Annotated in this window: 21 protein-coding genes; 9 read left to right on the top strand and 12 right to left on the bottom strand. The window is 58.7% G+C overall.

Translation table 11 applies throughout. The features are described from left to right. The first annotated feature begins 207 nt into the window (after positions 1–207). Complete coding sequence (locus ACEN8Z_RS14550; protein ID WP_495594621.1) at positions 208–3,105, top strand: AAA family ATPase; 2,898 nt, start codon at positions 208–210, stop codon at positions 3,103–3,105. Between the two features lie 165 nt (positions 3,106–3,270). Here ACEN8Z_RS14550 and ACEN8Z_RS14545 read toward each other — a convergent pair whose 3' ends face one another. Next, the gene (locus ACEN8Z_RS14545) at positions 3,271–4,155 is read right to left on the bottom strand and encodes a LysR family transcriptional regulator (protein ID WP_495594620.1); all 885 of its coding nucleotides are present in this window, start codon (positions 4,153–4,155) and stop codon (positions 3,271–3,273) included. A 131-nt stretch (positions 4,156–4,286) separates the two neighbouring features. On the opposite strand from ACEN8Z_RS14545, the gene lldD reads away from it, so the two are divergent. The 6 genes from lldD to ACEN8Z_RS14515 all read left to right on the top strand — a co-directional run bounded on the left by lldD (position 4,287) and on the right by ACEN8Z_RS14515 (position 12,791). Beyond that, positions 4,287–5,429 (top strand): FMN-dependent L-lactate dehydrogenase LldD, encoded by a 1,143-nt coding sequence (lldD, locus tag ACEN8Z_RS14540; protein WP_495594619.1) that lies wholly within the window; start codon positions 4,287–4,289, stop codon positions 5,427–5,429. Between the two features lie 8 nt (positions 5,430–5,437). Then, positions 5,438–6,469 (top strand): FUSC family protein, encoded by a 1,032-nt coding sequence (locus tag ACEN8Z_RS14535; protein WP_495594618.1) that lies wholly within the window; start codon positions 5,438–5,440, stop codon positions 6,467–6,469. Positions 6,470–6,706: 237 nt separating this feature from the next. Then, the gene (locus ACEN8Z_RS14530) at positions 6,707–6,922 is read left to right on the top strand and encodes a hypothetical protein (RefSeq protein WP_495594617.1); all 216 of its coding nucleotides are present in this window, start codon (positions 6,707–6,709) and stop codon (positions 6,920–6,922) included. A 117-nt stretch (positions 6,923–7,039) separates the two neighbouring features. Further along, entirely contained in the window at positions 7,040–8,557 is a 1,518-nt protein-coding gene (locus ACEN8Z_RS14525) for a TolC family protein (RefSeq protein WP_495594616.1), read from the top strand. Positions 8,558–8,586: 29 nt separating this feature from the next. Continuing rightward, on the top strand, positions 8,587–9,699 hold the full coding sequence (locus tag ACEN8Z_RS14520) for an efflux RND transporter periplasmic adaptor subunit (RefSeq protein WP_495594615.1): 1,113 nt from the start codon (positions 8,587–8,589) through the stop codon (positions 9,697–9,699). Beyond that, positions 9,696–12,791, top strand: a complete 3,096-nt coding sequence (locus ACEN8Z_RS14515; protein WP_495594614.1) for an efflux RND transporter permease subunit — start codon at positions 9,696–9,698, stop codon at positions 12,789–12,791. Before ACEN8Z_RS14520 ends, ACEN8Z_RS14515 begins: the two co-directional genes overlap by 4 nt. Before the next feature lie 212 nt (positions 12,792–13,003). Here the strand turns inward: ACEN8Z_RS14515 and ACEN8Z_RS14510 are convergent, their stop codons facing one another. From ACEN8Z_RS14510 to ACEN8Z_RS14460, 11 genes are all read right to left on the bottom strand, one after another. After that, entirely contained in the window at positions 13,004–13,306 is a 303-nt protein-coding gene (locus tag ACEN8Z_RS14510) for a Dabb family protein (RefSeq protein ID WP_495594613.1), read from the bottom strand. Positions 13,307–13,342: 36 nt separating this feature from the next. After that, positions 13,343–14,533 carry a multiple monosaccharide ABC transporter permease gene (gene mmsB, locus ACEN8Z_RS14505; protein WP_495594612.1) on the bottom strand — a complete coding sequence of 397 codons (1,191 nt, stop codon included), beginning with the start codon at positions 14,531–14,533 and terminating at the stop codon, positions 13,343–13,345. Further along, positions 14,530–16,065: a multiple monosaccharide ABC transporter ATP-binding protein gene (gene mmsA / locus ACEN8Z_RS14500; RefSeq protein WP_495594611.1), complete on the bottom strand. Its 1,536-nt coding sequence runs from the start codon at positions 16,063–16,065 to the stop codon at positions 14,530–14,532. Before mmsA ends, mmsB begins: the two co-directional genes overlap by 4 nt. Positions 16,066–16,104: 39 nt before the next feature. Further along, on the bottom strand, positions 16,105–17,175 hold the full coding sequence (gene chvE, locus ACEN8Z_RS14495) for a multiple monosaccharide ABC transporter substrate-binding protein (RefSeq protein WP_495594610.1): 1,071 nt from the start codon (positions 17,173–17,175) through the stop codon (positions 16,105–16,107). Positions 17,176–17,295: 120 nt separating this feature from the next. Next, positions 17,296–18,387 (bottom strand): Gfo/Idh/MocA family protein, encoded by a 1,092-nt coding sequence (locus tag ACEN8Z_RS14490; protein ID WP_495594609.1) that lies wholly within the window; start codon positions 18,385–18,387, stop codon positions 17,296–17,298. Positions 18,388–18,435: 48 nt separating this feature from the next. After that, a complete protein-coding gene (gene iolG / locus ACEN8Z_RS14485; protein ID WP_495594608.1) occupies positions 18,436–19,431 on the bottom strand; it encodes an inositol 2-dehydrogenase in 996 nt (331 codons plus the stop codon). Positions 19,432–19,498: 67 nt separating this feature from the next. Further along, positions 19,499–20,371 (bottom strand): sugar phosphate isomerase/epimerase family protein, encoded by an 873-nt coding sequence (locus ACEN8Z_RS14480; protein ID WP_495594607.1) that lies wholly within the window; start codon positions 20,369–20,371, stop codon positions 19,499–19,501. Between the two features lie 52 nt (positions 20,372–20,423). Beyond that, positions 20,424–21,320 (bottom strand): intradiol ring-cleavage dioxygenase, encoded by an 897-nt coding sequence (locus ACEN8Z_RS14475; RefSeq protein WP_495594606.1) that lies wholly within the window; start codon positions 21,318–21,320, stop codon positions 20,424–20,426. Positions 21,321–21,358: 38 nt separating this feature from the next. Continuing rightward, a complete protein-coding gene (locus ACEN8Z_RS14470; RefSeq protein ID WP_495594605.1) occupies positions 21,359–22,792 on the bottom strand; it encodes a sugar porter family MFS transporter in 1,434 nt (477 codons plus the stop codon). Between the two features lie 166 nt (positions 22,793–22,958). Next, positions 22,959–24,296, bottom strand: coding sequence for a carbohydrate porin (locus ACEN8Z_RS14465; RefSeq protein ID WP_495594604.1), 1,338 nt, complete (start codon positions 24,294–24,296; stop codon positions 22,959–22,961). A 219-nt stretch (positions 24,297–24,515) separates the two neighbouring features. Further along, positions 24,516–25,430 carry a LysR family transcriptional regulator gene (locus ACEN8Z_RS14460; RefSeq protein WP_495594603.1) on the bottom strand — a complete coding sequence of 305 codons (915 nt, stop codon included), beginning with the start codon at positions 25,428–25,430 and terminating at the stop codon, positions 24,516–24,518. Between the two features lie 171 nt (positions 25,431–25,601). Here ACEN8Z_RS14460 and ACEN8Z_RS14455 point away from each other — a divergent pair, with 171 nt between their 5' ends. Both ACEN8Z_RS14455 and ACEN8Z_RS14450 read left to right on the top strand, forming a co-directional pair. Next, entirely contained in the window at positions 25,602–26,447 is an 846-nt protein-coding gene (locus tag ACEN8Z_RS14455) for a dioxygenase (protein WP_495594602.1), read from the top strand. Positions 26,448–26,485: 38 nt separating this feature from the next. Further along, positions 26,486–26,899, top strand: a complete 414-nt coding sequence (locus tag ACEN8Z_RS14450) for a nuclear transport factor 2 family protein (protein ID WP_495594601.1) — start codon at positions 26,486–26,488, stop codon at positions 26,897–26,899. The last annotated feature ends 1 nt before the right edge of the window (position 26,900 follow it).

Genomic DNA, 26,900 nt, shown 5'->3' with positions numbered 1-26,900 from the left:
GGCGAAGAAGGCTCATGGCGTGAAGTTGTGCGTGTGCCAGTTTCCGACCGACGACGCTTGGCTTCAGAGTTGATCAGCGTTGTCATGAGAGCAATGGCCCAGGACTGAAGTGCGTAACTGCGTGGGGTCCGAGCCCAGGTCGAAGACGACCGAATCCCGTGCGAATCTTCAGCGCACCACCATGTTTTTAGTCTTCAGGAATCAACCGTGGCGCGTCCGCAGCCCCATCCGACCCCCGTCCTTCTTGACTTTGGCGAGTTCGAACTCGACGAGGCCAACGCTTGTTTGTTGCGTAATCGGGAAGCGGTGGCGTTGGCGCCGACCCCTTTTCTGTTGTTATGCGTGCTCGCACGCCAGCCGGGGTCGTTGGTATCCAAAGACGCCTTGCTGGACGCCGTGTGGGGGCATCGGTTTGTCAGCGATTCGGTTCTCAAGACGGCCATCAGTGATCTGCGCAAGGTGTTGGGCGATGACCCCAAGCACCCTCGCTTTATCGAGACGGTGTCGCGGCGCGGCTATCGCTTCATCGCCGTGCCCTCCTCTGCTTCTTCGATACCACCTACATCCCCGGCGGTTAAGGCGACCGGTACACGTCCGTCGCCTTCATTCATCGGTCGCATTGACGAGGTCACCAGGCTGCAACGAGCATGGGAGCGGGCCGGTGGCGGTCAGCGTGCCGTGGTTTGGCTTGCTGGAGAACCGGGGATCGGCAAGACCACGTTGATCGAATATTTCCTCGCCAGCCTTGGCGGCATTGCTTGCGCACGCGGCCATTGCGTGGAGCACTACGGCACCGGCGAACCGTACCTGCCGGTGTTGGAGGCGTTGGCCGATTTGTGCCGCAGCGACCCGAGCCTGCCGGCATTGTTGCGTGACGTGGCGCCGACTTGGCTGCTGCAACTGCCGTGGCTGAGTACCGCACAAGAGCGAGAAGCGTTGCGCCGCGAGTTGGCGGGCGTCGGTCCGGACCGCATGCTGCGGGAAATGGGCGAATTGCTGGACCGCTACACAGAGCAGCGCCCGCTGTTGCTGGTGACCGAAGACTTGCACTGGAGTGATCGGGCGACGGTCCAGCTTATCGACTACATCGCGAGACGACGTGGCCGAGCGCGCCTGATGTGGCTGTCCAGCTTTCGCCTTGCCGAAGTGGTGGCGCTTGACCATCCGCTCAGCTCATTGCGCCACGAACTGCGTCTGCAACGTTTGTGCGAGGAAGTGGTGCTCGACCCGTTTTCGGAAACTGAAATCGCCGACTATGTGGCACTGCGTTCAGCCTCACTGGCACGTGATGAAGCCTTCGTGCGCGCCCTGCACGAACGGACCGACGGTGTGCCATTGTTCGTTTCCTCAATCATCAGTGAAGTGATGGATGCAAAAGAAGACGAAACCACCATCGAAGCTCGACTGGCGGATCTGGCGGTTCCCGACAACCTGGCCGCCATCATTGATCACTACATCGCCAAGCTTGGTCCGGAGCAACGTACACTCCTCTGCGCGGCTGCGGTGTGCGGGGCCGACTTCCGGGTTGAGACGGTTTCGCTGGCCCTTGAGCGCAATCTCTCTTCGGTGATCGGTGCCTGTGAGGAGCTGATGCGTGAGCAGGTATGGCTCACACAATCGCGGGCTCCCGATGTTGACGATGCGGTAGAGCCGCCCTATTCGTTCCGACACGCCCTTTTTCGCCAGGTGCTGTACGACCGCACACCGCGTTCGTTGCGCATCGATCTCCATGGCCGGGTTGGCACCGCCCTCGAGCGCGAGCGCTCGGCCGGTGTGCCGGTTGCTGCCTCGGAACTGGCGATGCACTTCGACCGTGCCCGGCTGCCGATGATCGCGCTACGCTACTACGCCGAGGCCGCAGAAGCCGCGCTGCTGCACTTCAGCCCGGACTTGTGCATCAGCCTCACTGAACGCGCCCTACTCTTGCTTATGCAGGCACCCGAAGGGACGGAGCGCGATACGCTCGAAATTACCTTGGCCACGTTGCAGGGGGTTTCAGCTTTCTACATGTTCGGTGTGGGTAGCGAAGCCAAGGGCGCTTTCGAACGGGCGTACACGCTGCTCGCGGATGTACCCGAGCACCCTATGCGCGGTCGCCTGCTGCATGGATTCGGCTATCTGCTCGGGTTGCGCGGCGACTATTCACAGGCATTGGAAGTGGCAGAGCGTGCTGAAGCTCTTTCCTTGAACACAAACAATCAAGAACTCATGCTGGCAGCATGCATCGTTCAGGGCGAGGTGCACCATCTCCAGGGTCGCACGAAAACGACTCGCCACTGGTTAGAGCGCGGCCTAGCAATCGCTGAGCCGCTGGACATCGGGATAAACGAGATCTTTGCAGTTGACCCCCAGGTCATGCTGCACGGGATGCTGGCTATAGAGCTGGTGCGCTCGGGCCTGATTGAGCAAGGGCGAGCCCATATGCAGCGGGCACAAACCCGTGCCCATACACTTCGACAACCTATGACACGGCTGGCCGCAACCTGGCATGAGGTATTGATCGAGGTGCGATTAGGCAACCACGTGCGTGTGACTGTGTTGGCTGACGACATGCAGAAACTGGTTGATGAATATTCACTCGCACTTGGGCGCACCGCTTGCCGTTGGTGGCACGGCTGGGCCGACGCCCGCAACGGGGCGCCCCGCGACGGCTACCGGCAAATCCGTGAGGCCTATGAGGCCCACACCGGATTCGGAATGCGTTCCGGTTCCAGCGAAGTACTCGGCTACGCCGCTGAGGCGCTGCTACTGGCAGGCGATTACGACGCAGCGCACTTCCAATTGCAGGAAGCACTCCGGGTGGGAGAGGAACTGGGCGAACGCGTATACCTGCCGCAGCTGTTGTTGCTGGACGCGGCGATCGCGAGGGCACAGGGTCGCTCGGCAGCTAGTAACGCGGCGGTGCGTCATGCGATTGAGGAAGCACGCGACCAGGATGCATCGTGGCTGGAGTTGCTCGCAATGGTAGAGCTGTATGAGCGGTACGACACTACGGCTGAAGACCACCAGGCACTGGTGAGGCTGATTGACCAACTGTCCGAAACGCATGGGACTGAATTAGTAAAACGTGCGAGTCGGTTGATTGAAGCTGGTACGCGGTCTTGAAAGACGCTCCCGCGCAACATCCAGTTCATGGCGCGCCTGGTGCAGGGCCTCTGTGATTTTTTGGACATTCAGGGTGGGCATCTCAAAATGCGAAATGAGTCAGTCCAATATATACATCGCGCCGTTGGGCGCAGCAGTTACCCATAGACGGTCTTCTCTGACAGGTTACTCTCTCATTGCCCTGGCCAACGCCAACCAAGCCTCCGCCGCAGGCGACAAATGCGCGTTCTTGCGCCACGCCAACGCTATATGCCAATCAGTTTCCGGCTCATCCAGCGCCACCAGCCGAATCCCGCCGTGATAGTGCTTCTGCGCCAGCATCCTTGGCAAAAATGCCACACCCAGCCCTGCTGAAACCAGATCCACAATAAAATCGACCTGACCGCTACGTGCTGTCACCTTGGGTGTTATTCCCTTTCGATCGCACGCCACCTGAATCATGGTATTGAGTGCAAATCCCGCCTCGAAGAGGATAAAAGGCGTATTAGCCAAGTCTGCGATGTCGACGTTTTTGCGTTTGGCCAACGGGTGGTTCTCTGCCATAACGACCACCAATGGCTCGATGCGTACATCCTGATAATCGAACTCTTCGTTAAACGGCTTCATCTTTAATAGCGCAGCCAGGTCTACTTCTCCCGATTCCAGGCATTCACGCAATTTCGTCGCGCCGTGTTCAATGAGTTGGATTTCGATATCCGGATAGCGGGCTCGGTATTGAGTGAACATCCCGGCGAAGAGTGCACCGCTGCCCACGGGTGGAAGGCCGATGCGCAGTACGCCGCCTTTGAGGCCGCACAAGTCATTGATTTCGGCGATGAGATCGTTACGTTCGGCCAGCAGGACGAGGGCGCGGCGATAGACGATTGCGCCGGCGGCGGTCAGTTCGCTTCTGTGGCCGATGCGGTTCAACAATGGCGTGCCCAACTCCTCTTCCAGGGTTTTGACGGCCTTGCTAACGGAGGACTGGGTAAGGGAAACGACTTCAGCAGCCTGGGAGAAACCGCCTTGGCGCACGACCTCGACAAAGGTACGCAATGTTCGAAGATTCATGAGTATTCTACTTTCGACTGAAATCAAGTTGTAAAAGTTGTTTTTATCATAGTCGAAAATTCCTTATGTTGAAGCTCCAGCGAGCGCCTTGCGGCCTCGGTTCGTAGACTTCTTTGCAAAGGAAAACAGGCATGATTATTTCGTCGGCGTCTGATTACCGCTCAGCAGCTAAACGCAAGCTTCCACGCTTTCTATTCGATTACATTGATGGCGGTGCCTATGCAGAGCACACGCTACGAGCCAATAGTTCAGACTTGAGCGATATCAGTTTGCGTCAGCGCGTCCTCAAGAATGTCGAAAGCTTGAGTCTGAAAACCACGCTCTTTAATGAACCACTAAATATGCCGATTATCCTCAGCCCCGTAGGTCTGACCGGTATGTATGCTCGCCGAGGTGAGGTGCAAGCGGCCAAGGCCGCGGAGAAAACGGGGATTGCGTTCTGTTTGTCGACAGTGTCGGTGTGCTCCATTGAGGAAGTAGCGTCGCAGAGCGAGCAATCGATCTGGTTTCAACTGTATGTGCTTAAAGACCGTGGTTTTATGAAGAACGCACTGGAGCGTGCCAAGGCTGCCGGGGTCAAAACGCTGGTATTCACGGTCGATATGCCGACGCCTGGCGCCCGTTATCGCGATGCTCACTCAGGTATGTCTGGCCCTTACGCTGCGCCTCGGCGCATTTTACAGGCCATGACCAAGCCTGACTGGGCGTTGAATGTTGGCCTGCTCGGTCGCCCTCATGATCTGGGCAATATTTCCAAATATCTGGGCAAGGCGACCACGCTGGAAGACTACGTGGGCTGGCTGGCGAATAACTTCGACCCGTCCATAAGCTGGAAGGATCTGGAGTGGATTCGCGAGTTCTGGACAGGCCCGATGATCATTAAAGGCATTCTCGATCCTCAGGACGCCAAGGATGCGGTGAGCTTCGGTGCAGACGGCATTGTGGTATCCAATCACGGCGGTCGTCAGCTCGATGGCGTGCTCTCTACTGCCAAAGCGTTGCCATCGATTGCCCAGGCTGTTGGCAATGACCTGACAGTGTTGGTTGACTCCGGTATTCGCTCAGGACTTGATGTAGTGCGCATGCTCGCACTGGGCGCCAAAAGCGTGTTGCTAGGGCGTTCGACAGCTTACGCGTTGGCCGCTGACGGGCAGCGTGGTGTACAGAATATGCTGGAGATTTTTGCCCAGGAAATTCGTGTGGCCATGACGTTGACCGGGGTGACGTCGATTGAGCAAATCGACGCAAGCATCCTGCATCAAGCAACCGTTTGAACGCCGCTATGCAGCATAAATATCCACTGAAAGCTTTCCAGTCACTGCACAGACTGCACGATATCCCGGTGGGCGAGGCCGTATGCGGAGGTATTGTCTGTACCGTTCCGGCGTTGTTGGCGGCTTATCTGCATAACACTTTGTTTAGTTGGTCAGCGATTGCCGCGTTCTGGACCTACCTGTCACTGGTAACTGGAGGATTTTGGACGCGGCTGTTATTCGCTTTGTCATTCGGAATCGCGGGCGCCTTGGCTTCAGGGCTCGGCGCCTGGATCGTCACCTATCCGCCGGTTGTGATTGTGCTCGCCGCGATCACTGGTTTCGGTGGCGCCGTTGCCCATGGAGGCGGGATGCGAATCGGGTTGCCCGCCCTGTTGGCGGCGACAGCCTTCGCGGTTTCAACCGCTTTCTCCGGTAAAGACTTTGCACACGGCATGACCTACGCCACTTACTTTCTCTACGGCAATCTGTGGGCCACGGGCTTCGCTCTGCTGCTGTGGCGAATTGAAAAACCAGATACAACATCAGCAAAAGAGGCTGCACAAACAAGTTTCACGCTCACGCCTGACCTCACCCTCCACGGGGTGCGTGTCGGCTTGGCCGCAGCAATCTCGGTGGGGCTCGTCCAATACTTAAAGCTTGACCATGGCTACTGGATGACCTTAACGATCTTTTTCATCATGCAGCCCAACTTTTCCGAAACCTTAAAAACCTCGCTGGAACGGTTCGCATGTACCTTGCTCGGTAGCCTGGTGGCCGCAGCTCTGGGAGCGCTCATTCACTCGCTGCTGTTGTTGGCAGCGCTGATTCTGCCGCTCTCAATTGGCACGCTGGCGGGGCGATCCATTAGCTATAGAGCCTATATTCTGTTTCTGACACCGCACTTTATTTTAGTGGCAGAGCTAGGTCAGCCGTCCGCGTCGGAACTGGGTCTAAGCGCTCTTCGGGTCTTTAATAGCCTTGGTGGAGCGTTGTTGGCTGTCGGAGTTTCACTATTGGTTTATCCGTGGAGGGGCGGAACTGAACAGCCATCCTCTTGAGACCAATACCACAGCCTGGACAATTATCAGCAGTATCAGAGACTCGTGGATAATCCAGGGTTGGTCGCAAAGCCCCCCATATCCATCACACCACGACACATATATTCATTGTTTGCGGACCGCTCAAGCAGGCTTTTGTGGGGCTGAACGCTAGAAGACCGAAGTCTGACCTTTCGCTTACAACTTTTCCCACGGGGCGGCTTACGCTGGTATCGAACCTTCCTGAGCCCAGGTGCGATGAGCCTTAACCCTGAATCCAAATACCCAAGCCGCCGCGCATACGTCGTCAAGCTGCGCGGTGATGCTGAGCCCGGCGCCTTGATGGGACGCCTTGAAAACCTGGTCACCGGGCGTCAGCGCGAGTTCTCGTCTGGCAAAGAGTTACTGGAGTCGATCGACTCGGATCTGGTGTCAGCAACCGGTGAACCGTCGGTAGAAAACGGCGGCGAGTGATCCTTCCAGCATCAACATGAAGTGCGCATGGCGACCGAACCGCGACGGTTCGCTGACTACTTCGCGCACATAGGTCTCTACCCTGACGCAACCTCGAATCTACACGAGTCCACTCTAATGCCGCGCTTTTCTATCCACCATCTGTTGCCAGATTATACCGGTCGGACAACCTTTCAGCGCACTGAGCGCGCGACCGGATTCGCCATTGCTGCAACCCTTTGCACTGCGATCTCCCTCGCCCTCTCCGGTTGCTCCACGCCGGTCGTCAAGCCATCGGTCGACGTACCGAGCCACTTCGCCGCGAGTACGGCCTCCGAGATGGAACCCGAGGCGGCATGGTGGGAGGTTTACCACGATCCGTTGCTGACGGATCTGGTGCGCCGAGCCGCGCGGGAGAACCGCGACGTCAAGATTGCCGCCGAGCGTCTGCGTGCCGCGCGTGCCGGAGAAACGGTCAGCCAGTCCTGGCTGCTCCCGAGCGTCGGAACATCCGTCTCCGGCAGTGACCGCAGCAGCGGCTTCAACTCGGCCACGAAACAGGGTTATCCAGATATCAAAACCACCAGTGTGGGTCTGGACGTCTCGTGGGAACTCGACCTGAGCGGCCGTCTGCGAGCCGGCGCAGCGGCGGCAGACGCCGATGCGCTAGCCGCGGAACACAGCATGCGTGGAGTACGCCTGTTGGTGATGAGCGATGTCGTCAGCAACTACTTCACCCTGGTCGGTGCACAGCGCCAGGTCGCAACGCTGCGCGCAATTTCGGCAATGCAGGATGAGACGTTGCGTCTGGTCACCGCGCGGCAACAGGTGGGTCTGGCATCCGCCTTCGACGTCGAACGCGCGCAGACCGACGCTTTATCAGCGCGGGCACAGATTCCGCCACTGGAAACCCAAGTAGCAGTGGCACGTCACCGTATCGCGGTGCTGATCGCCGACCAGTCTTTCAACACCAGGAACATTCCGTCATCGAGTGGTGATTTGGTTGACGTGCCCCAGGCCAAGCCCGGCCAGCCCGCCGAATTACTGCAACGCCGACCTGACGTACTGGCGCTGATGGCACAGCTCGACGCCGCCAATGCGCGACGCCAGCAAGCGAAAGCTGAATGGTTCCCACAACTCTTTCTCGGCGCGTCCTTCGGCCGCCAGGGTCTCAACCTGAACGGTGCCGATATGGGCGCTGCGCGCTTCACCAACGTCGCGGGCTTGCTGGCGATGCCACTCTTCAACGCCGGGCGTACGCAAGCAATCAATGAAGCGGCTGAGAGTGCTCAACAAGAGGCGCTGCTACGCGCCGAAGACGGCATCGTACGGGCGCTCGAGGATGTGGAAAACGCCCTCGTCACGCTTGCGCAGGAACGCCGCCGTTCCGGGTCGCTGCAATTGGCCGCCGCGTCTGCGGAGACGGCACAGAATCGCGCCCAGTCGCTCTATAACCGTGGGCAGATCGACCTGTTGCCTCTGCTGGATTCGCAGCGTGCGCGCCTGAGTGCACGCCTGAGCGCCAACGAAAGCAACACCCGGCTGCTGCTCGACAGCGTGCAGCTCTACAAGGCACTGGGCGGGGGCTGGCAGGTGTTCGAACAACCCTCCAACCCAACCGCATCTGCCAAAGCCGACCGGCCACCACTTTCCTGAGTATCTGTAGCTTCCAAAGAGGAACCGTCTTGAAGAACTCCCTTACTGCGGCCGGCGCCTTGGCCGTCGCCGCTTTGCTTTGCGCGTGCAGCCCGGATCAACCGTCCGTGCCGGCCCCCAGAGCGGTACGTACCATTGAAATCAACTACGACAATGCCCGCGACGTCAGTCGCTACGTGGGCACCGTGCAGTCGCGGCATGAAGTCGAGCAATCCTTCCGTGTGGACGGCAAGGTGACCCAACGCAAGGTTGATGTGGGTCAGTTGGTACACGAAGGCGACATACTGGCTGTGCTGGACGACAGCGACTACCGCCTCGCGGAGGAAGCGTCGCAACAGCAGTGGGCTGCTGCCGTGGAGCTGACACGTCAGGCGGAATCCGATCGTCAGCGCCTGACTGCCCTGAAGGCTGATGGCTCGGTCAGTGCGGCCGACGATGAGCGTGCGCATACCAATGCTCAGACCACGCATGCGACCGCCGAGGCTGAAGCGCGAAAGCTTGAGCTCGCACGCAACCGGCTCAAGTACACCGTGTTGCGCGCCTCCCGTAGCGGCGTGGTCACGGCAGTACGCATCGAAGCGGGACAGGTCGTTGCGCAGGGTCAGCCAGTGATCTCGATTGCGAATCCGGACGAATCCGAGATCGTCATCGATGTGCCCGAGGATCAGATGTCCGCCTTCAAGGAGGCGCGTTTCAAAGCCTCGCTGGCCAGTGCGCCAAACGAAAACCTTGATGTCACCTTACGCGAACTTTCACCACAGGCTGCGGCGCAAACACGCACCTACCGTGCTCGACTCAAGCCAGCCAAGGCACTACCACTGGGTGCCACCGCAACGGTCACGGCCGAGCACGTGATGACCAATGTCTCGGTGGCAGCGGTGCCGGCGACGGCGCTGACGCAAAGCGGTGGCCAGCCGGCGCTGTGGGTGGTCACACCCGCAGGCAAGGATCCGGTAGGCACTGTCGAACTGCTGCCTGTGGCGGTATTGGGATATCGCAACGATGAGGTGCTCGTCTCCGGGCCGCAGGCCGGAGTATTGGTCGTCACCGCCGGGGTGCAGAAAATGGCATCCGGACTGAAGGTCGCGCTTCCCGACACGGCGATTGTTGATACGAACACCACGCAGCAGGCAGCCCGATGAACAATTTCAACCTCACCGACTGGGCGCTGCGCCATCGCGCCATCGTTCTGTTCATGCTCCTCATTGTCGCGGCGGCCGGTGCCTTCAGCTTCACGCGGCTCGGCCAGCTCGAAGATCCGAATTTTTCCGTGCCCTCCATGACCGCGATGGTCATCTGGCCGGGCGCTACCGCCCAGCAGTTGCAGGACCAGGTCCTCAACCGCATGGAGAAAAAATTCGAGCAGATCGACAACTTCGAGAAGGTGGTTACCTACGCGCGGCAAGGTTACGCCGGCATGACGCTCACCGTGCGCGGCGGCACCTCCAAGGCCGATCAGCGCGAGGCCTGGTACCAGGCGCGCAAGAAACTCAATGACCTGAGCCTGGAGATGCCCGACGGCGTAATCGGCCCGATCCTGAACGACGAGTACGGCGACGTGTATGGCCTGATGTACGCTGTCAAAGGCGACGGCATCGGCCACGCTGAGCTGTCGGACGCGGCCGAGGACATCAAGCGCCAGATGCTGAAGGTGCCGATGGTCAAGAAGATCGATCTTATCGGCAAGCAGGCCAAGCGCGTCTACGTCGAGTTCTCCCACGAGCGCCTGGCAGCGCTGGGCATTACACCGCTGGCCATCGCAGAAAGTCTCAAGAGTCAGAATGCGATGTTGCCCGCCGGCCAGATTGATACCCGCGGCGACCGCGTCATGGTGCGCGTGAGTGGCCAATTCACCAGCGAAGAGGCAATCCGCAACGTGCCCATCTCCGCGGGAGGCCGGCTGATCAAGCTCGGCGACATCGCGACCGTTACACGCGGCTTCGAGGATCCGCCGACCTACACGGTACGCCACAACGGCCAGCCGGTGCTAATGCTCGGCATCACAATGACCAGCGACGGCAACATCGTGGACCTCGGCAAGGCGATGGACACGGCAGTCGCCAAGATCCAGTCAGAACTTCCGCACGGTGTGGAGCTGGAACTGGTGGCTGACCAGCCAACCACGGTGAAGGATGCAATCCTGGACTTCGGGCGCGCGCTGGCCGAGGCGCTGATCATCGTGATTGCGGTAAGTCTGGCCAGCCTGGGCTGGCGCGCCGGCCTCGTGGTCGCGGCCACAGTGCCGCTGGTACTGGGTGGCGTAGCGCTGGTGATGCTGGCGATGGGCTGGAACCTCGAGCGCATCTCGCTCGGTTCACTGATTATCGCGTTGGGACTGCTGGTGGATGACGCCATCATCGCCATCGAGATGATGGTGGCGAAGATGGAAACCGGCATGGACCGCGTAAAAGCGGCCGCCTTTTCCTATCAGTCCACCGCCATGCCGCGCCTGACCGGCGCACTCATCACCGTCGTGGGCTTCCTGCCGATTGGCCTTTCAAAGTCCACCACCGGCGAGTATGCGGGTGGCATTTTCTGGATCGTCGGCGCCGCGGTGCTGTTCTCGTGGATCTGTTCCGGCATCTTCACCCCATACCTGGCGGTCAAGATGCTGCCCGATGACTTGGGCAAGCACCAGCACGGTAATCAGCACGACACAAAGTTCTACCGCAACCTGCGCCGCCTGATCGACGCCGCCATCGAGCACCGCTGGGTGGTCATTGGTGCGACGGTGGGCGCACTGGTGCTTGCCCTGGCTTGCATCAAGTTGGTGCCGCAGCAGTTCTTCCCCAACAGTTCGCGCCCTGAGCTGGTCATTGACCTGCGCGTTAAGGAAGGTTCCTCGTTCGCCGCGACCACCGAGCAGGTCAAGCACATGGAGGAGATCCTGGCGAAGGACAAAGACGTGCGCTTCTACACTGCCTACACCGGCGCCGGGGCACCGCGCTTCTATCTCTCGCTCAACCCCGAACTGCCGAACCCGGGTTTTGCCCAGTTCGTTGTAATGACCAAGGATCTGGATGCACGCGAGCGGGTACGTGCGCGGCTGGTGGCCTCGTCCGACCAACAATTCCCACAGGCGTGGGTGCGGGTGACCCGGCTCGAGTTGGGGCCACCTGTCGGCTACCCGGTGCAGTTCCGCGTGGTAGGCCCCGATACCCAGGTGGTGCGCAAGATCGCCCGCGACGTGGAAAAGGTGATTGCGTCCAACCCGAAGGTGCGCGACCTCCAGCTCGACTGGAACGACCCGGTGCGTACGCTGAAAGTGGAGCTTGATCAGGACAAGGCGAGCGCGCTTGGCCTCACGCCGGCCGACGTGTCACTGGCAACCCAGACCGTTATGAACGGCGCAACCCTGTCGCAGCTGCGCGAGCGCGAGGACCTGATCGACATCGTGGCCCGTGCCGTGCCAGAGGAGCGCTTGAATCTCGACACCCTGAAAAACATCAATCTTTATACACGCCAGGGAACCGTGGTGCCGCTGTCGCAAGTCGCACAGGTGCGCCCTGAACTGGAAGAGCCGGTACTGTGGCGCCGCAATCGCGATATGGCGATCACTGTACGTGCGGATGTGAAGGATGGAGAACAGGGTGTATCGGTGACGCAGGAAATCCAGCCGTTGCTTAAGGACATCGAAGCCAGGCTGCCGACCGGTTACCGCATCGATGTGGGCGGAGCGGTTGAGGAAAGTGACAAGGCCAACAAGGCGCTGCTGGCGGTGGCTCCATTGATGCTGATCACCATCCTGCTGTTACTCATGCTGCAACTGCAGAACTTCTCCCGCATGTGGATGGTGGTGCTGACGGCACCGCTGGGCCTGATCGGTGTGGTGCCGGCGCTGCTGGTGTTTCAGTCGCCGCTGGGCTTCGTCGCGATCCTGGGCATCATCGCTCTGGGTGGCATGATCATGCGCAACGCGGTGATCCTGATCGATCAAGTACAAATCGAGATCGCCGAGGGGCGCGACCCGTGGAACGCTGTGCTGGATGCCGCCATCCACCGAGCCCGTCCGGTGATGTTGACAGCGCTGGCCACCGTGCTTGCAATGATCCCGCTAACGCGCAGTGTGTTCTGGGGACCGATGGCAATTGCGATCATGGGCGGCCTTACCGTGGCGACGCTACTGACGATTTTCTTCGTCCCGGCATTGTACGCCGCATGGTTCAAGTTGGGTCGCCAGACGACCGCTGATACCCAACAGGTGAGGGGGAACACTGCGTTTGCTTCTGAGTGATGAGTCCATAGCGCCGTGCCCCTGAGCTCACCCTATTGGAGACGATTGTTCAGCGCGGTTTCTGAGAACAACCAAGGTCAGCCGTGAGGTCCTGCGAACGTTACTTTCTTTCGCCCCCCTCGCGGCTCACAGGAAAGGCTGAGAACCGGAGCTACTGACGACAGACTGCTATCGGGGGGGCTGGTCGCCGGCAACCAGTGCGTCGCCGGGACTTATGAGCACACGTAGTCGACCTGATGCCGCGCGATGCGTGAATTGCCCAGCTCGCCCCTCACCCGCAAATGTTCCGGGTGGGAGGCATAGGCATCCAGTGCTTCTTGCGAATCAAATTCGCTGTAGAGCACCACGTCGCATGCATAGTCGATTCGACTCAAATCCACGCCGACCTCAATTTTCAGAAGTCCTGGTATCAGTCCGGCGAGCCCTTCAAAACGCTCCTTGAGGAACAGGCAAGCTTGCCTGTGCCGTTCAGGCGTTTCACCCTCCAGGTTCCACATCACAATGTGCTTGATCATCGCTGTCTCCCTGCGGTGCCAGTCATGCCTGCCATATCAACCCTTGCTCTTTTGATACACGTCTACAAATACCGCCGCCAGCAACACAGCGCCTTTGATCATCTGCTGGTAATCGATGCCAATACCCATGATCGACATGCCATTGTTGAGCACTCCCATGATGAAAGCGCCGATCACCACACCGACTACCTTGCCTACCCCACCGGACGCTGAGGCGCCACCGATGAACACCGCAGCAATCACATCCAGCTCGAACCCGGTGCCACCCCGTGGTGTCGCGCTGTTGAGGCGAGCGACGAAAATCAGCCCGGCCACCGCCGCCAGCACGCCCATGTTGACGAAGGCGAAGAAGGTCACCCGCGAGGTGTTGATCCCCGACAGCTTGGCGGCCTTGAGATTGCCACCCACCGCGTAAATCCAGCGGCCGATAACGGTACGGTTCATGATGAAGGTGTACACGCCGATCAACACACTCATGATCACCAGCACCGTGGGGATGCCGCGGTATGTCGAGAGCAGGTAGCAGAAGTACACGATGAGTGCCGCGACCACGCCATTCTTCAGCGCGAACAGGGTCATGGGAGCGACACTGCCGCCGCTCTTGAGGGTGCGTTTGCGACTGCGATACTCGACCACCCAGAACGCCGCCGCGACCGCAATCCCCAGCAGCAACGAGGTAATGCGCAGGTTTTCACCGGCAAAGACATCCGGGATGAAGCCCGAACTGATCGCCGAAAAGGCTGGCGGAAACGGCCCGATCGACTGCCCCTGGGAAATCGCGATGGTGGCGCCGCGAAAGATCAACATGCCGGCCAGGGTGACAATGAACGAGGGCATGCCCCAGACCGCCACCCAGTAACCCTGCGCCGCGCCAATCAGCGCACCCGCCGCCAGGCAGATCACCGTTACGGTAAAGAAGTCCAGTCGATACTGGACCATCAGCACGGCGGCCAGCGCGCCGATCACGCCGACCACCGAACCGACCGAGAGGTCGATGTGGCCGCAGACGATCACCATTAGCATGCCCAGCGCCATGACCACGATGTAGCTGTTCTGCAACAACAGGTTCGTGAGGTTGAGCGGCTGCATCAGCGCCCCGCCGGTGGCCACCTGGAAGAACACCATGATGACAATCAACGATGCCAGCAGTCCGTATTCGCGCGCGCCGCGCTTGAATGACGTGAGCGCCGTTGGTTTGGATGTGAGAGGTACGCTGACTTCGCTCACTGGATCACCTCATTTTTCATGATTGCGTGCATGATTTTTTCCTGCGATGCCTCTGCGATCGGAAACTCGCCGACAAAGCGCCCTTCGTTCATCACATAAATCCGGTCACAGGTGCCCAGCAACTCGGGCATCTCCGAGGAGATCATGACAACGCCCCTACCCTCGCTGACCACCTGATTGACTACCCCGTAAATCTCGTACTTGGCCCCGACATCGATACCGCGGGTGGGCTCGTCGAGGATCAGCACCTTGGGATCGGAGAACAACCATTTGGCCAACACGACCTTTTGCTGGTTACCCCCCGAAAGCTTGTCCACCGACTGCAATACATCCGGGGTGCGAATGCGCAGACGCGCCTGGAAATCGACCGCCACCTTGCTCTCGGCCAATTCGTTCATTACCCAGCGTTTGGACACGGCCGTCAGATTGGCCATGCTGGTATTGCGGGTAATGCTTTCACCCAATATCAGTCCGGCGCCCTTGCGGTCTTCAGTGGCATAGGCCAAGCCTTGATCAATCGCTTTGCGTACGGTGCCGAGATCGACTTCACGCCCGTCAATGCGCGCCTTGCCACGGATGTTGGAACCGTAGGAGCGGCCAAACACGCTCATGGCAAACTCGGTACGGCCCGCGCCCATAAGCCCCGCGATGCCCACCACCTCACCACGACGCACGTGGAAGTTGATGTTGCGAATGCGGTCGCGCCCTGGACGCTCCGGATCGCCGACCGACCAGCCCTGCACTTCGAACAGTGTTTCGCCAATGTCGCAATTGCGTGCGGGATAGCGGTCCGACAGCTCGCGGCCCACCATCGAACGAATCACTCGGGCTTCATCAATCGGCTCGGCACGGCAGTCGATGACATCGACGGTGCTGCCGTCGCGAATCACCGTGATCTCATCAGCCACCCGACCAATCTCATTGAGCTTGTGCGAGATGATGATCGAAGTGATGCCACGCCCTTTGAGCTCGAGCATCAGCTTGAGCAAGGTGTCGCTGTCTTTTTCGTTGAGGCTCGCAGTCGGCTCGTCAAGAATCAGCAGACGTACGTCCTTGGCCAGCGCCTTGGCGATTTCCACCATCTGCTGCTGACCGATGCCGAGGTTGGCCACCAGGGTCTGCGGCCGCGCATCGAGGCCGACTCGGGCGAGTAACTCGCGGGCCCGCTGGTGCGCTTCATCCCAGTCGATTACGCCATGGCGCGCGATCTCGTTACCGAGGAACAGGTTCTCGGTGATCGACAACATAGGCACCAGTGCCAATTCCTGGTGAATGATGCAGATGCCCAGTGCCTCACTCTCGCGCAACCCCTGGAACGTACGCGGCGCACCATCGAAGACAATCTCGCCGGTGAAGCTGCCATGCGGGTAGACGCCGCTGAGGATCTTCATCAGGGTCGATTTGCCGGCGCCATTCTCACCACAGATCGCATGGATTTCGCCATCGCCGACCTTGAGGTTGACCCGGCTCAGCGCCTTCACCGGGCCGAAGCATTTCTGGATATCACGCATATCGAGAATTGTTTTTGTCATTTTTTCTCTCCTGCCAGCACACACCGATCTCGGGTTGCCTCAGCGCAACTGCTCAGACGTGTAGAACCTGGTGTCATCGACAAGGACTTTCTGCCAGTTGTTGCCATCGACCAGTTGCGGGGTCAGCAGCTGGGTCGGCACGATCATCGAGCCGTTGTCGTAGGACGTGGAGTCGTTGACCACGACGGTCTTGCCACTCAAGGTCGCGTCCATCATCTGCGCGGCGGCTTCGGCGAGGGCGCGGGTGTCCTTGAAAATGGTGGAGGTCTGGTCGCCGCGAATGATCGACTTGATGCTGGAAATCTCGGCATCCTGGCCGGTCACGATCGGCATGGCTGCCTTGCCCGTGCCATAGCCCACTCCGCGTAACGAAGACACCACGCCCGTAGCGATCTGATCGTTCATGGCCAGGACCGCATCCAAGTGGGCGGTGCCGTAGAAAGCGCTGAGCAGGTTATCCATGCGCGCCTGGGCCTGTGCGCCGTCCCAGTTTGGAGTGGCGACCTTTTCCATGGCTTGCTGTCCGCTGCGAATGACCAGCTTGCCGCTGTCGATGAAGGGCTTGAGCTGCGACATCACCCCGGCGTACACCACATGGGCATTGTTGTCGTCCGTGGAGCCGGCGAAGATCTCCAGGTTGAACGGGCCCTTGCCCTGATTGAGTTGCAGCTTGTCGACGATGGACTGTCCCTGCAGCACCCCGGTGCGGTAGTTGTCGAAAGTGACGTAATAATCAAAGTCTTTGGTGTTGCGGATCAGGCGATCATAGGAAATGACCTTGATGCCTTTTTCCTTGGCCTGCTTGAGCACATCGGCCATGGTCGTGCCATCGATCGGCGCGACGATCAGGCCCTTGATGCCCTTGACCATCATGTTTTCGATTTGCGACAGCTGGGTCGGCGCTTCGTACTGGGCATACTGCAAGTCGGTGTCGTAACCGAGCTTCTTCAACGAATCGACGATACTGCTACCGTCTGAGACCCATCGCGCTTCGGTTTTCGAGGGCATGGCAATGCCAATCGTGCCCTTGGTGCTGGTTTCATTTTTCGAGCAGGCACTGACGGCCAGGCCCAACAATACTGCCGCGGCAACCTTGATGATCTTGTGCATGGTGTCCTCTTCTTTTTGTTGTTGGCATTTCTCGGGGATGCAACTGCCCTTCCGGCTCTTTTTACAGAGCCGGCGGGGTCATTTCGCCTACGGAACTTTCGCCTACAGAACTACATGTCGCTATTGAGCCAGGATGACTTCCTGGCCGTTCAACTCAGCGGACTGGAACAACGCTTCGAGGATCACGTTGATGTTATGTGCCTGAGTGGCTGGCACTGTCGAAGCGCTACCGGTACGCAGCGAGTGGACGAAGGCAGCGGCCTCGCGATCGAAATACACCGGGTTACCGATTTCGGCGATTTCCGGGGAATAAACGGTTTTGCGCACCGCCCAGATCTCCGGAAAGCTGTTCTCGTTCCAGTGCGTCCAGCCTTGCTGATGACCGTTCTTGCCATCGTGGTAAAGCTTGTACGACGCCGGCATCGGCGTGGAATGCATCACCCCGTGAGTACCGTAGGCGGTAATGTCCCAACTCTCGGTCCAGGGCATCGGGTCCCAGGACATGAAATCGATGGTGATCAACTTATCATCGTAGTTGAGCACCGCGCCTACGGCGTCCTCGCGCGCAGAGTCACTCATCTGCCCGGCGAACTTGGTAATCCGCGCATTGACCGATTTGGGCATGCCGAAGTGCAGCAGCAAACGGTCGATGGTGTGGCAGCCGATCACATAAAAGGCGCCGCCACGGTCGCCCGGTTGTTTCATGTGGTTGGTGTCAGCCTCGTCGTGGGAGCAGCCGGCGTGAGCACGCACTTGCAGAACCTTGCCGATTTCACCGCTCTGCAGCACTTGCTGCATTTTTTCCACCGACGGTGCGTAGCGCCAGCAGTAACCCACCTGGAACAACCCGCCCGTGCGCTCGACCGCTTCGACGATACGGCTGGTGTCTATGGTGCCGCGGCCCGCCGGTTTCTCGCAAAGCACTGCCTTGCCGGCTTCCAGCGCTTCAATGGCCCAGTCGGCCATCAGGTAGCTCTTGGGGTGCACCAACACGACGTGCACATTCGGGTCGGCGAGAATTTCTTCCTTGCTGCGCGCCTGCAAACCCAGCGCATCGCAGAATGGGTCGAGCAACGGGCTGTCGTCGTAGGCGCCAAGGAACTGTGCGCCGGGGATGCGTTTGAACGCTTTGACGCGGCCCGACGTGTGCGGGTGGGTAATGCCCAGGCAGGCCACACCGATCGTGGCGCCATTCTCAAGCTTGTAGGACATGATGTTCTCCAGGTGTTCTTGTCCGAGATAGCCAATGACCGTTCAAGCTCAGAGCCTGACCGCACGCCCGGTCTTGACCGATTCGACTGCGGCATCAGCCAGCTTCAGGGCCTTGAGGCCATCCTGCACGGTAGTCGGCATCGGCGTGCCCTTCACTAGCGCTTCGATGTAGGCATCGAGTTCGGCTTTGTAGGCTTGCTGATAACGCTCGAGGAAGAAGTTCAGCAGCGGTTCGCGCGCATCGGTGACGTCCTGACTCCAGCGACGGATTGTCGTTGGACGCAGGTTATCCATCTGCAACATGCCTTTAGAGCCGAACACTTCGATGCGCTGGTCGTAGCCATAGACCGCCTGGCGGCAGTTGTTGATATGGCACTGTTTGCCCGATGCGGTTTGCATCTGCACCATCGCGGTGTCGTAGTCGTCGTATTTTTCCATCATGTGCGGATCGATCAAGCGGCTACCGATGGCGGTCAGCTCGACCGGCTCCTCGCCCAGCAGCCAGCGACCAATGTCCAGGTCATGGATGGTCATGTCGCGGAAGATCCCGCCCGAATGCTGGATGTAGTCTTCAGGCGCCAGGCCCGGGTCGCGACTGCTGATGATTACCTGACGCACTTCGCCGATATCGCCAGCGTCGATGGCGGCGCGCATTTCGGCGAAAGTGGTCTCGAAGCGGCGGTTGAATGCCAGCATCACTCGCCCGTTGAGGCGTTCCACTTCTTCCACCGCGGCCAGGCTCTTGGCCATGTCCAGGTCGATCGGTTTCTCGCATAGCACTGCTTTGCCCTGGCGCACGGCGCGCAGCATCAGGCTGATGTGGGTATGAGTCGGCGTGCCGATGACAATCGCCTGGACGTCATCGCGGTCGATGGCCGCTTCACAGTCGAGCATGGCGTCGGCACCGAATGCATCGGCCAACTCCTGTGCGGCATTGCCGAACGGATCAGCCACCACCACCAGCTTGGCGAACTTGCTCGCAGCGACGTTGGCTGCGTGGATCTTGCCGATGCGACCGGCGCCGAGAACTGCGATACCTACCATTATTTATCTCCTGGAAACACTATTGTTCGTTGTTGTAGACGAGCAAAAATTCAATGGGCTTCACGCATCAAGTCGGGAACTGGATCCGTTCGAATTGCGCGATGGTTGAGTCAAAGGCTCTCTTCGCGGCCACTTCGAGCGGCAACTTGCGCAGTTCAGCGGAGATCAATTCGACGCCCCAGGGTCCGTCGTAGCCGACGTTGACCACTTGCTGAATGAAGTCCGGCACGTCGAGTTGGCCTTCACCGCAGCATTTACGGTGGTGCGTGGAGTCGTTGAACAGCGTTTCGACGATGGCGTGGTTGGCGTCATCCAGCTCGATGGACTTGATCAGCTCCAGCGGAATCTTGGCGATTTCGTCGAAACTCATGCCGCCCCGCGCAACGTGCCAGGTGTCGACCAACAGGCCGCCGTTAGGGCGTACGCCTTCGGCCACGGCGATGGCGAGATCGATAGTGCGCACGCTGGAAAACGGCAGGAATTCGATCACCACATTGACGCCGAACGGTTGAGCGCGGTCGCACAGGAAGGCGAAGGTTTCACGCATGCGCGGTATATCGGGTGGCCCGTCTTCGAACAGGCCTGCGGCGACCTTGAGGCTGCGCGCGCCGAGTTCGCCGGCGACCTCCAGCAGTTCGTCGCGGATCCGGTCTGATGTAGCACGGCGTTCCCCATCCAGGTGCCAGTCAGTCAGGAATTCGACTTCCAGGTGCTTGATGCCATTGTCCTGGAAGATGTTGCGTACCGTAGAGATACCCAGTTTGGCGACGTTGTGCATGATGTCGGCGTGCACCAGGCCCATGCCTTTCCAGCCGGCTTTCGAAGCGGCCTGTGCACGGTCCTGCAGGGAAAACGGACTGATCTCGCTGGGCGCGCCGGGATACGTATCGCCAGCGAGGGTCCAGTAAGCGGCAAGCAGTTCAATGTTTTTGTTTGGCATGACGATCACTTATGAGTGAGTGGTTTGAAGACGGTCGCTAACAGTTTTTTGATCAGGCCGGGGTCAGGACGAAGTCCCAATTGACCGCCAGGAACGGCACTGGCAGGTCATAGCGTTCGGCGACAGCAGGATCGGTTTGGTTGGTGAATTCGGCGATCAGTTCTTTCTTCACGCCAAACACCGTGTCCTCGTGCAAGTACTGACAGTCGGGCGTGAAGATATGCGTGATGACCTGGTCGTAACCTTTGGCCGTCACGATGAAGTGCAAATGCGCCGCACGGTTCGGGTGCCGTCCCAAATCGCCCAACAACTTGCCTACGGGGCCATCGGCGGGAATCGGGTAATGGCGCGGTTTGACGGTACGGAACGCGTAGTAGCCATCTGCATCGGTGGTGAACAGCCCGCGCAGGTTGTAATCCGGTTGTACGCCTTTTTGCTGCACGTCGTAGAAACCGTCATCGTTGGTCTGCCAGATATCCAGGGTCGCGCCGGCTATTGGCCGGCCGGCTGTATCCAGCACGCGGCCGCTGACCAGCGTCGGTTCACCCTTGCCATCCAGGCAAATGTTCGCGCCGTTCTGGTAATGCGGGGCATTGGCGACGTAGAACGGACCCAGAATCGTGTTAGGCGTCGCGCCCTTGGGCCGCCTATGGTTGATCGCATCGACCAGCATGGTCGCGCCGAGCACATCCGACAGCAGGATGTACTCCTGGCGCCAGTCGGTGCACATTTGCCCGGTCTGGGTGAGGAATTCTATGGCCTTGAACCACTCCTCGTGCGTCGGCTCGATTTCCTTGATGGCTGCGTGCAAATGCTTGGTCAGTACCGTCATGACTTCAGCCAGGCGCGGATTGGCGTCGGCGCAGATTCGGGCATTGACGATTTCGGCAGAGTGTTCCTCTTCGAAAAGGCCGCCAATAGCGATGTCGGTATCCAGATGAGCAGTCATGGCTTGAGATCCTTGTTCGTTATTCTTGAAAGCCGGGTTCAATACGCTTGAGCTTGGCCAACAGCCCATTTACGACCGTTGAAGCGCTGCTTCATTTGCTGTTCGATTTCTTCCAGGGTCAGGCCCTTGGTTTCCGGCAACCACAACGTGCAGAAGATGATCGAGCCGATGTTCACCACCGCGAACAGGAAGAAGGTCATGCCGCCCATCACGCTCAACAAGACCGGGAAGAGGAAGGCGACGATGGCATTGAAAATCCAGAACACACTCACCGAGATGCCATTCATCAAACCGCGGGCGTGGGTCGGGAACAGTTCCGACATCAGCAGCCAGTACACCGGGCCGATGCACATCTGCATGAAGAACAGAAACACCAGCACGCCGGACAATGCCAGGTAGCTTTGCAGCAGTGAGTGCGGCATGAAATTGAGCACCACACCGAGGAAGATTTGCGCCAGTACCACAACCGTCAGCCCCAACAGCAGCATCGAACGCCGGCCCATGCGATTGATCACCCACATACCGATCAGGGTGGCGATCACCGAGATCACGCCATTACCGATGGTTGCGATCAGTGCGGCGTTGATGCCCATGCCGGTTTCCTTGAGGATCATCGGCGTGTAGTACATGAACGCATTGACGCCGGTGAACTGGATAACAAAGCCAAGACCGATTCCAATGGCGAGCAGCTTGAGCAGCCAAGGTTCGTTGAGCTTGCCCAGCACACCCCTATGTTCGCGCTCGACGTTGCATTGGGCGATGATTTCCTTCAGCTCGCGGTCCGCCTCGCGCTGGGTATCACGGATGCCGGCCAAGGTCGTCTTGGCTTCTGCGATACGACCTTTGCTGACCAACCAACGGGGTGAGGTCGGCACAAAATGCATCCCGACGTACAGCAGCACCGCCGGGATCAGCGCAATGGCTAGCATGTAGCGCCAGATGAACGGACTGTCGAACAGATGCGCCAGGCCGGCGCTGGTGATGTAGGCCAGGCACTGTCCGGAGACGATCATCAACTCGCTCTGGCAGACCAGCCGACCGCGGTGTTTAGGGGCCGCCAACTCGGCGATCAATACCGGAACGGTCGATGACGCGCCGCCGACGGCAATACCCAGAATGAAACGGGTGATGACCATGGTCCAGATATCAGGCGCTACAGCCGTACCCAGCGCGCCCAGTGCAAACAATATGGCCAGGGCCTTGAGTACACCGAGGCGACCATAGCGATCTGATAATTGACCCGCGAACAGTGCGCCGAAAGCGCCACCAAATATCAGTGAGGAAGCCACCAACCCTTCCGTCATGGGCGTCAAGCCAAGGCCACCTTGACTGGCATCAAGCGTCATGAACGGCAGCGCCCCGGAGATCACTCCGGTGTCGTAACCAAATCCCAGCGATCCCATGGTGGTGATGGCTGCGATACGCCAAAGAATCTTTGACGAAGCACTGGAGGCATTTTGATTGTTGGACATGAGGTCAACCTTATTGAAATTATTTGTACGCTCAGTGGAATTGAGACTACTGCCATTGAAACGGAAAAAAAATGCCTCTATGGCAAATGTGTTTTCCGCTGAGTGGAAAACTGTAGTCAGCCCCGCCACGGTTCGGATCCATTGATCGTGGCGGGCCATTGCCGGGCTAGAACTTCGCTTGCACCTTGAGACCGGCGATCACTGCAGCGTCGATTTCACGCACACCACCGGGGTATTTCACGTACTGCAGGTTGGGCCGTACGGTGAGCCAGTTGGTGACGTGGAACCCGTAATAGATCTCGCTGCTCACTTCGTTGTACTGCAGGGGCAGAAAGGCGGGATCCAGGTAATCAGCAATGCCGTTCTGTTCATTCTGCAAGCGTGCACGCTGGCGGAAGTCCGGGTTGGTGTGGACCTGCGCGATGCCCACGCCCAGATCATCTTTTGGCCGTCCATCAAACGGCCCCTTGTAGACGATGCCTGCCTGAATGAAATGATCGACCTGGCTGGTTTCTTTGTCGTGTGCGGTGAAGTTGGCAAATACCGAAAGTCCACGTTGGCTGTCGCCATCGCGGGCGGTCAATTGCTGCTGGGCGACGAACCAGTAACCGTGACGACTGGAGTGTTGTTTGAACTGATCGCCAGTGAGGGGTTGGAGGTTGCCATTTCGATCTTTCAGTACGTCATCGGCGTTGGCCGTGCTCTCGTAATAGCCCAGCCGATATTCTCCGGGCAATGCGTTGATCGTGGGGCTCCAGACCAACTCAACCGGGATCAGCGCGCCCTTGGTCCCGCTGCCACTGAGCTTGAAGCCGTTACCGGTTTCCAGGTAAGAGGGGTTCTGCTCGAAGACCCCGACCTGTGCATACCACTCGGGAGCGAACTGGTAGCGTGCGCGCAGGGCCCATTGGCTGACCGGCCAGTTGAACCAAATGTCGCCAATCCAGTTCGCCGCCTGGGCGCCACAGAACGGCGTGCTCTGGAAGTCGCACGGGAAGCTGTTGAAGTCCGAGCCCTCGTCAAAGCGGCCAAATTTCAGGTCCAGCGCCCCGTCCAGCCAGCCTTTGCTGAGCCACATTTGCGTCAGGCGCCAGGTTTGCCCGCGACCATAAACTTCCTGGCTCGAGGAGTAACCTCCCACTCGCGGATCAGCGATGCGATCGTTGGTCAGGTTGCGCCCATCACGTTCGGTGACGGTGAACTGGAATTGCGAATTTTCCCAACCGAGGATTTTCTGCATGTCGGCCTTGAAGCCCAATGCATATTGCTCGGTCCAGCGCGCCGTATGATCTTTGTCATAACCGCCGCGCATGTTGGCGGCCATTTCCCCGGTGTAACCCAGTTCGATATCAACACCCTGATCCAGCCAGTCACTGCGTACGCCATCCCAGTCACCGGTCATCCAGCGCGAATCGCTGGAAAAGGCTTCATTGGCGGCATTTGATAAATTGGGAACCAGTAGGCAAAAGCTGACCGCAACCGTGCACTTGGCAAAGTTTTTCATGGGCTTAACGTTTCCTTATTATTAGATTTATTTTTAAACGCGCAGGCGAACGCAGACGCCTTTATTGTCGTGTTGTCGAGCACTATTCAAACGGAAGGAACAACTTCTCTTTGAACAAGAGAAGCTCAACTGTTCAAGCGGAACGGAGCATAGTTTGCACTCGCCAAACTGAATACCATCAAAAAAATAAATGTGTATTCCGTCCAGCGAGAAACTGCTTTAACGCGTCCAGTAGTGTTCATACTCGTGCTCGGCAAAGTCCGCGAGCAGAAAATCGATGAACACGCGCAGCTTGGTCGGCATGTAGCGACGGCTTTGAAAAGCCATGTTGATGGTCAGGCGCGGCAAGTCCCAATCATCCAGTACCGGGATCAGGCGCCCCGCTACCAGGTCGGCATTAATGATGTACTTCGGTTGCACCAGGATGCCGCCATGGGCCAAGGCCGCCGCGCGGACAATCTGGCCGTCGTTGGTTTCCAGGATCGGGTCGACCTTGACCACCCGTTCTTCATCGCCTTTGGTAAAGCGCATGACCCGGGGCTGGTTGGCGTGGCTGTAAATCAACAGATCGTGATTGGCCAGATCGTCGATGGTCTTCGGCGTGCCCTTGCGCTGCAGGTAACCGGGTGAAGCGGCCAGCACCCGACGCGTTTCGGCAAGGCGGCGAATGGTGATGTTGGAATCCGGCTCGTATTCCTTGGTCCTGATCGCCAGATCGATGTCACTGTCGATAATGTCGTAATAGCGGTTTTCGCCCAGCACCTTGACCGTAATATGCGGGTACTTCTTGCGAAACGCCGGGATCAGCGGCGCGATATGCAGCATGCAAAACGAGATTGAAGAGGTAATCGTCAGCGTGCCGACTGGCTGCACCAGCGATTCGCTGAGCGAAGCCTCGGCTTCCTTCAACTCGCCGAGCAGGCTCTTGCAGCTCGCATAAAATTGATGACCGGAGTTGGTCAGGGCCAAACGCCGCGTGTTGCGGTCAATCAATCTGACATTCAGTCGTTGCTCCAACGCAACCAGGTGCCGGCTTGCAGCGGCATTCGACAGCCCGAGTATTTCCGCCGCCTTGGTCAGGGTGCCGACTTCCGCCGTCGTTACGAAAAGCTCCAGTTCGGTCAGCCGATCCATTCAGTGCTCCGTTTTTATTTTTTCATATATGAAATAAAGAATTTCGTAGGCGGCCTTTTTCAACGCTGTGCGGAACTATAACGTGCAGCGCTATGACCTGAAAAGAGCGGCCCAAGACGTATCTCGCCAATCGCAAGCGCGCTCGGGGCTTAAGAAAACCAAGGAGTCAAGATGCGAAATCTGGACGAAGCGACCATTACACAAGCCGTATTGGCGCGTAATAGCAGCACCGCTGATGCGCGTTTGTGCGAGGTAATGACCAGCCTCGTACAACATCTTCATGCCTTCGCTCGCGATATCAAACTGACGGAGGAAGAATGGCGAAGCGGCATCGATTTTCTCGAACAAGTGGGCAACGCCTGCTCGTCCGATCGCCAGGAGTTTGTGCTGCTGTCACACACGCTGGGCCTGTCGACCCTGGTGCTGGCTCAGAATGACAGGAAGCCGTCGGGTTGCACTCAGGCGACAGCCTTCGACGTGCCACAGATTCACAACTCCACGGTGTATGACCTGGGTGCCGACATCAGTGCCGGGGTCCACGGCGCCAAAGGGTACATGCGGGGCACCATTCGTGACGCCAAAGGCAATCCGGTGCCGTCCGCTACCGTTCAAGTCAGCCAGGCAGGTGGCGACTTGAATAATCCTGTGGCAAGCGACACCGAGCGCGCCTTGCTACAAGCCGACCCGCTCGGCCGATACTTTTTTTCCACCGTCGTGCCGCAAAGCCACCGCGTTCTCCATGACGGTCCTGTCGGCACGATGCTCACCGCGCTCAATCGCCACGCCTGGCGCCCGGCGCACTTGGAGTTCGTGATCAGTGCCCCCGGTTACAAACGGTTGGTCACCCAGGTTTTCCGCGAAGGTGATCCCTACCTTGATTCCGACGCTGTGTTCGGCGTGCGCTCGTCACTGATCACCCACTGGGCTCAGCAACCTCCCGGCGAAACTCCCGACGGGACTGTCAGCAGCGATCCGTTTTATACCCTGGAATTCGATTTCTTCCTGGCGAAGGCGTAGTCGTCGATTACCTGGCTAATTCCAATCTCGAGGACCCCATGAGCAACGAGCCGTCCATCACTGCGTTGATTTCAGCGCTGGAAGAACAACGTTATCAAGCGATGCAAAGTAATGACCTGGAGAGCATTCAGCGTTTACTTCATCCCGAACTCAGTTATGTCCACTCCAGTGGCAAAGTGGACAACCGCGACAGCTTCATGAAGAACTTGCGTGATGGACTTTCGATCTATCACCGCATTCAACACGTTGTTCATAAAGTCCATCAATCAGGAGACACCGCCATCGTCTTTGGCGAGATGGTTGCCGATATCACGTCCCATGGCGTGGCTAAAACAATCCAGAACCGAACGTTAAATGTCTGGCTGAGGACAGGAATGAATTGGCAATTGTTTGCCTATCAACCGACCCCTATCGCCACCCGTTCATCATCCCTAGCTGTCTGCGGAGAATAGA

This window comes from Pseudomonas sp. Pseusp10 (assembly GCF_059492225.1).
The sequence above is the reverse complement of the archived record's forward strand: the minus strand, read 5'-3'. Positions and strand labels throughout refer to the sequence as shown.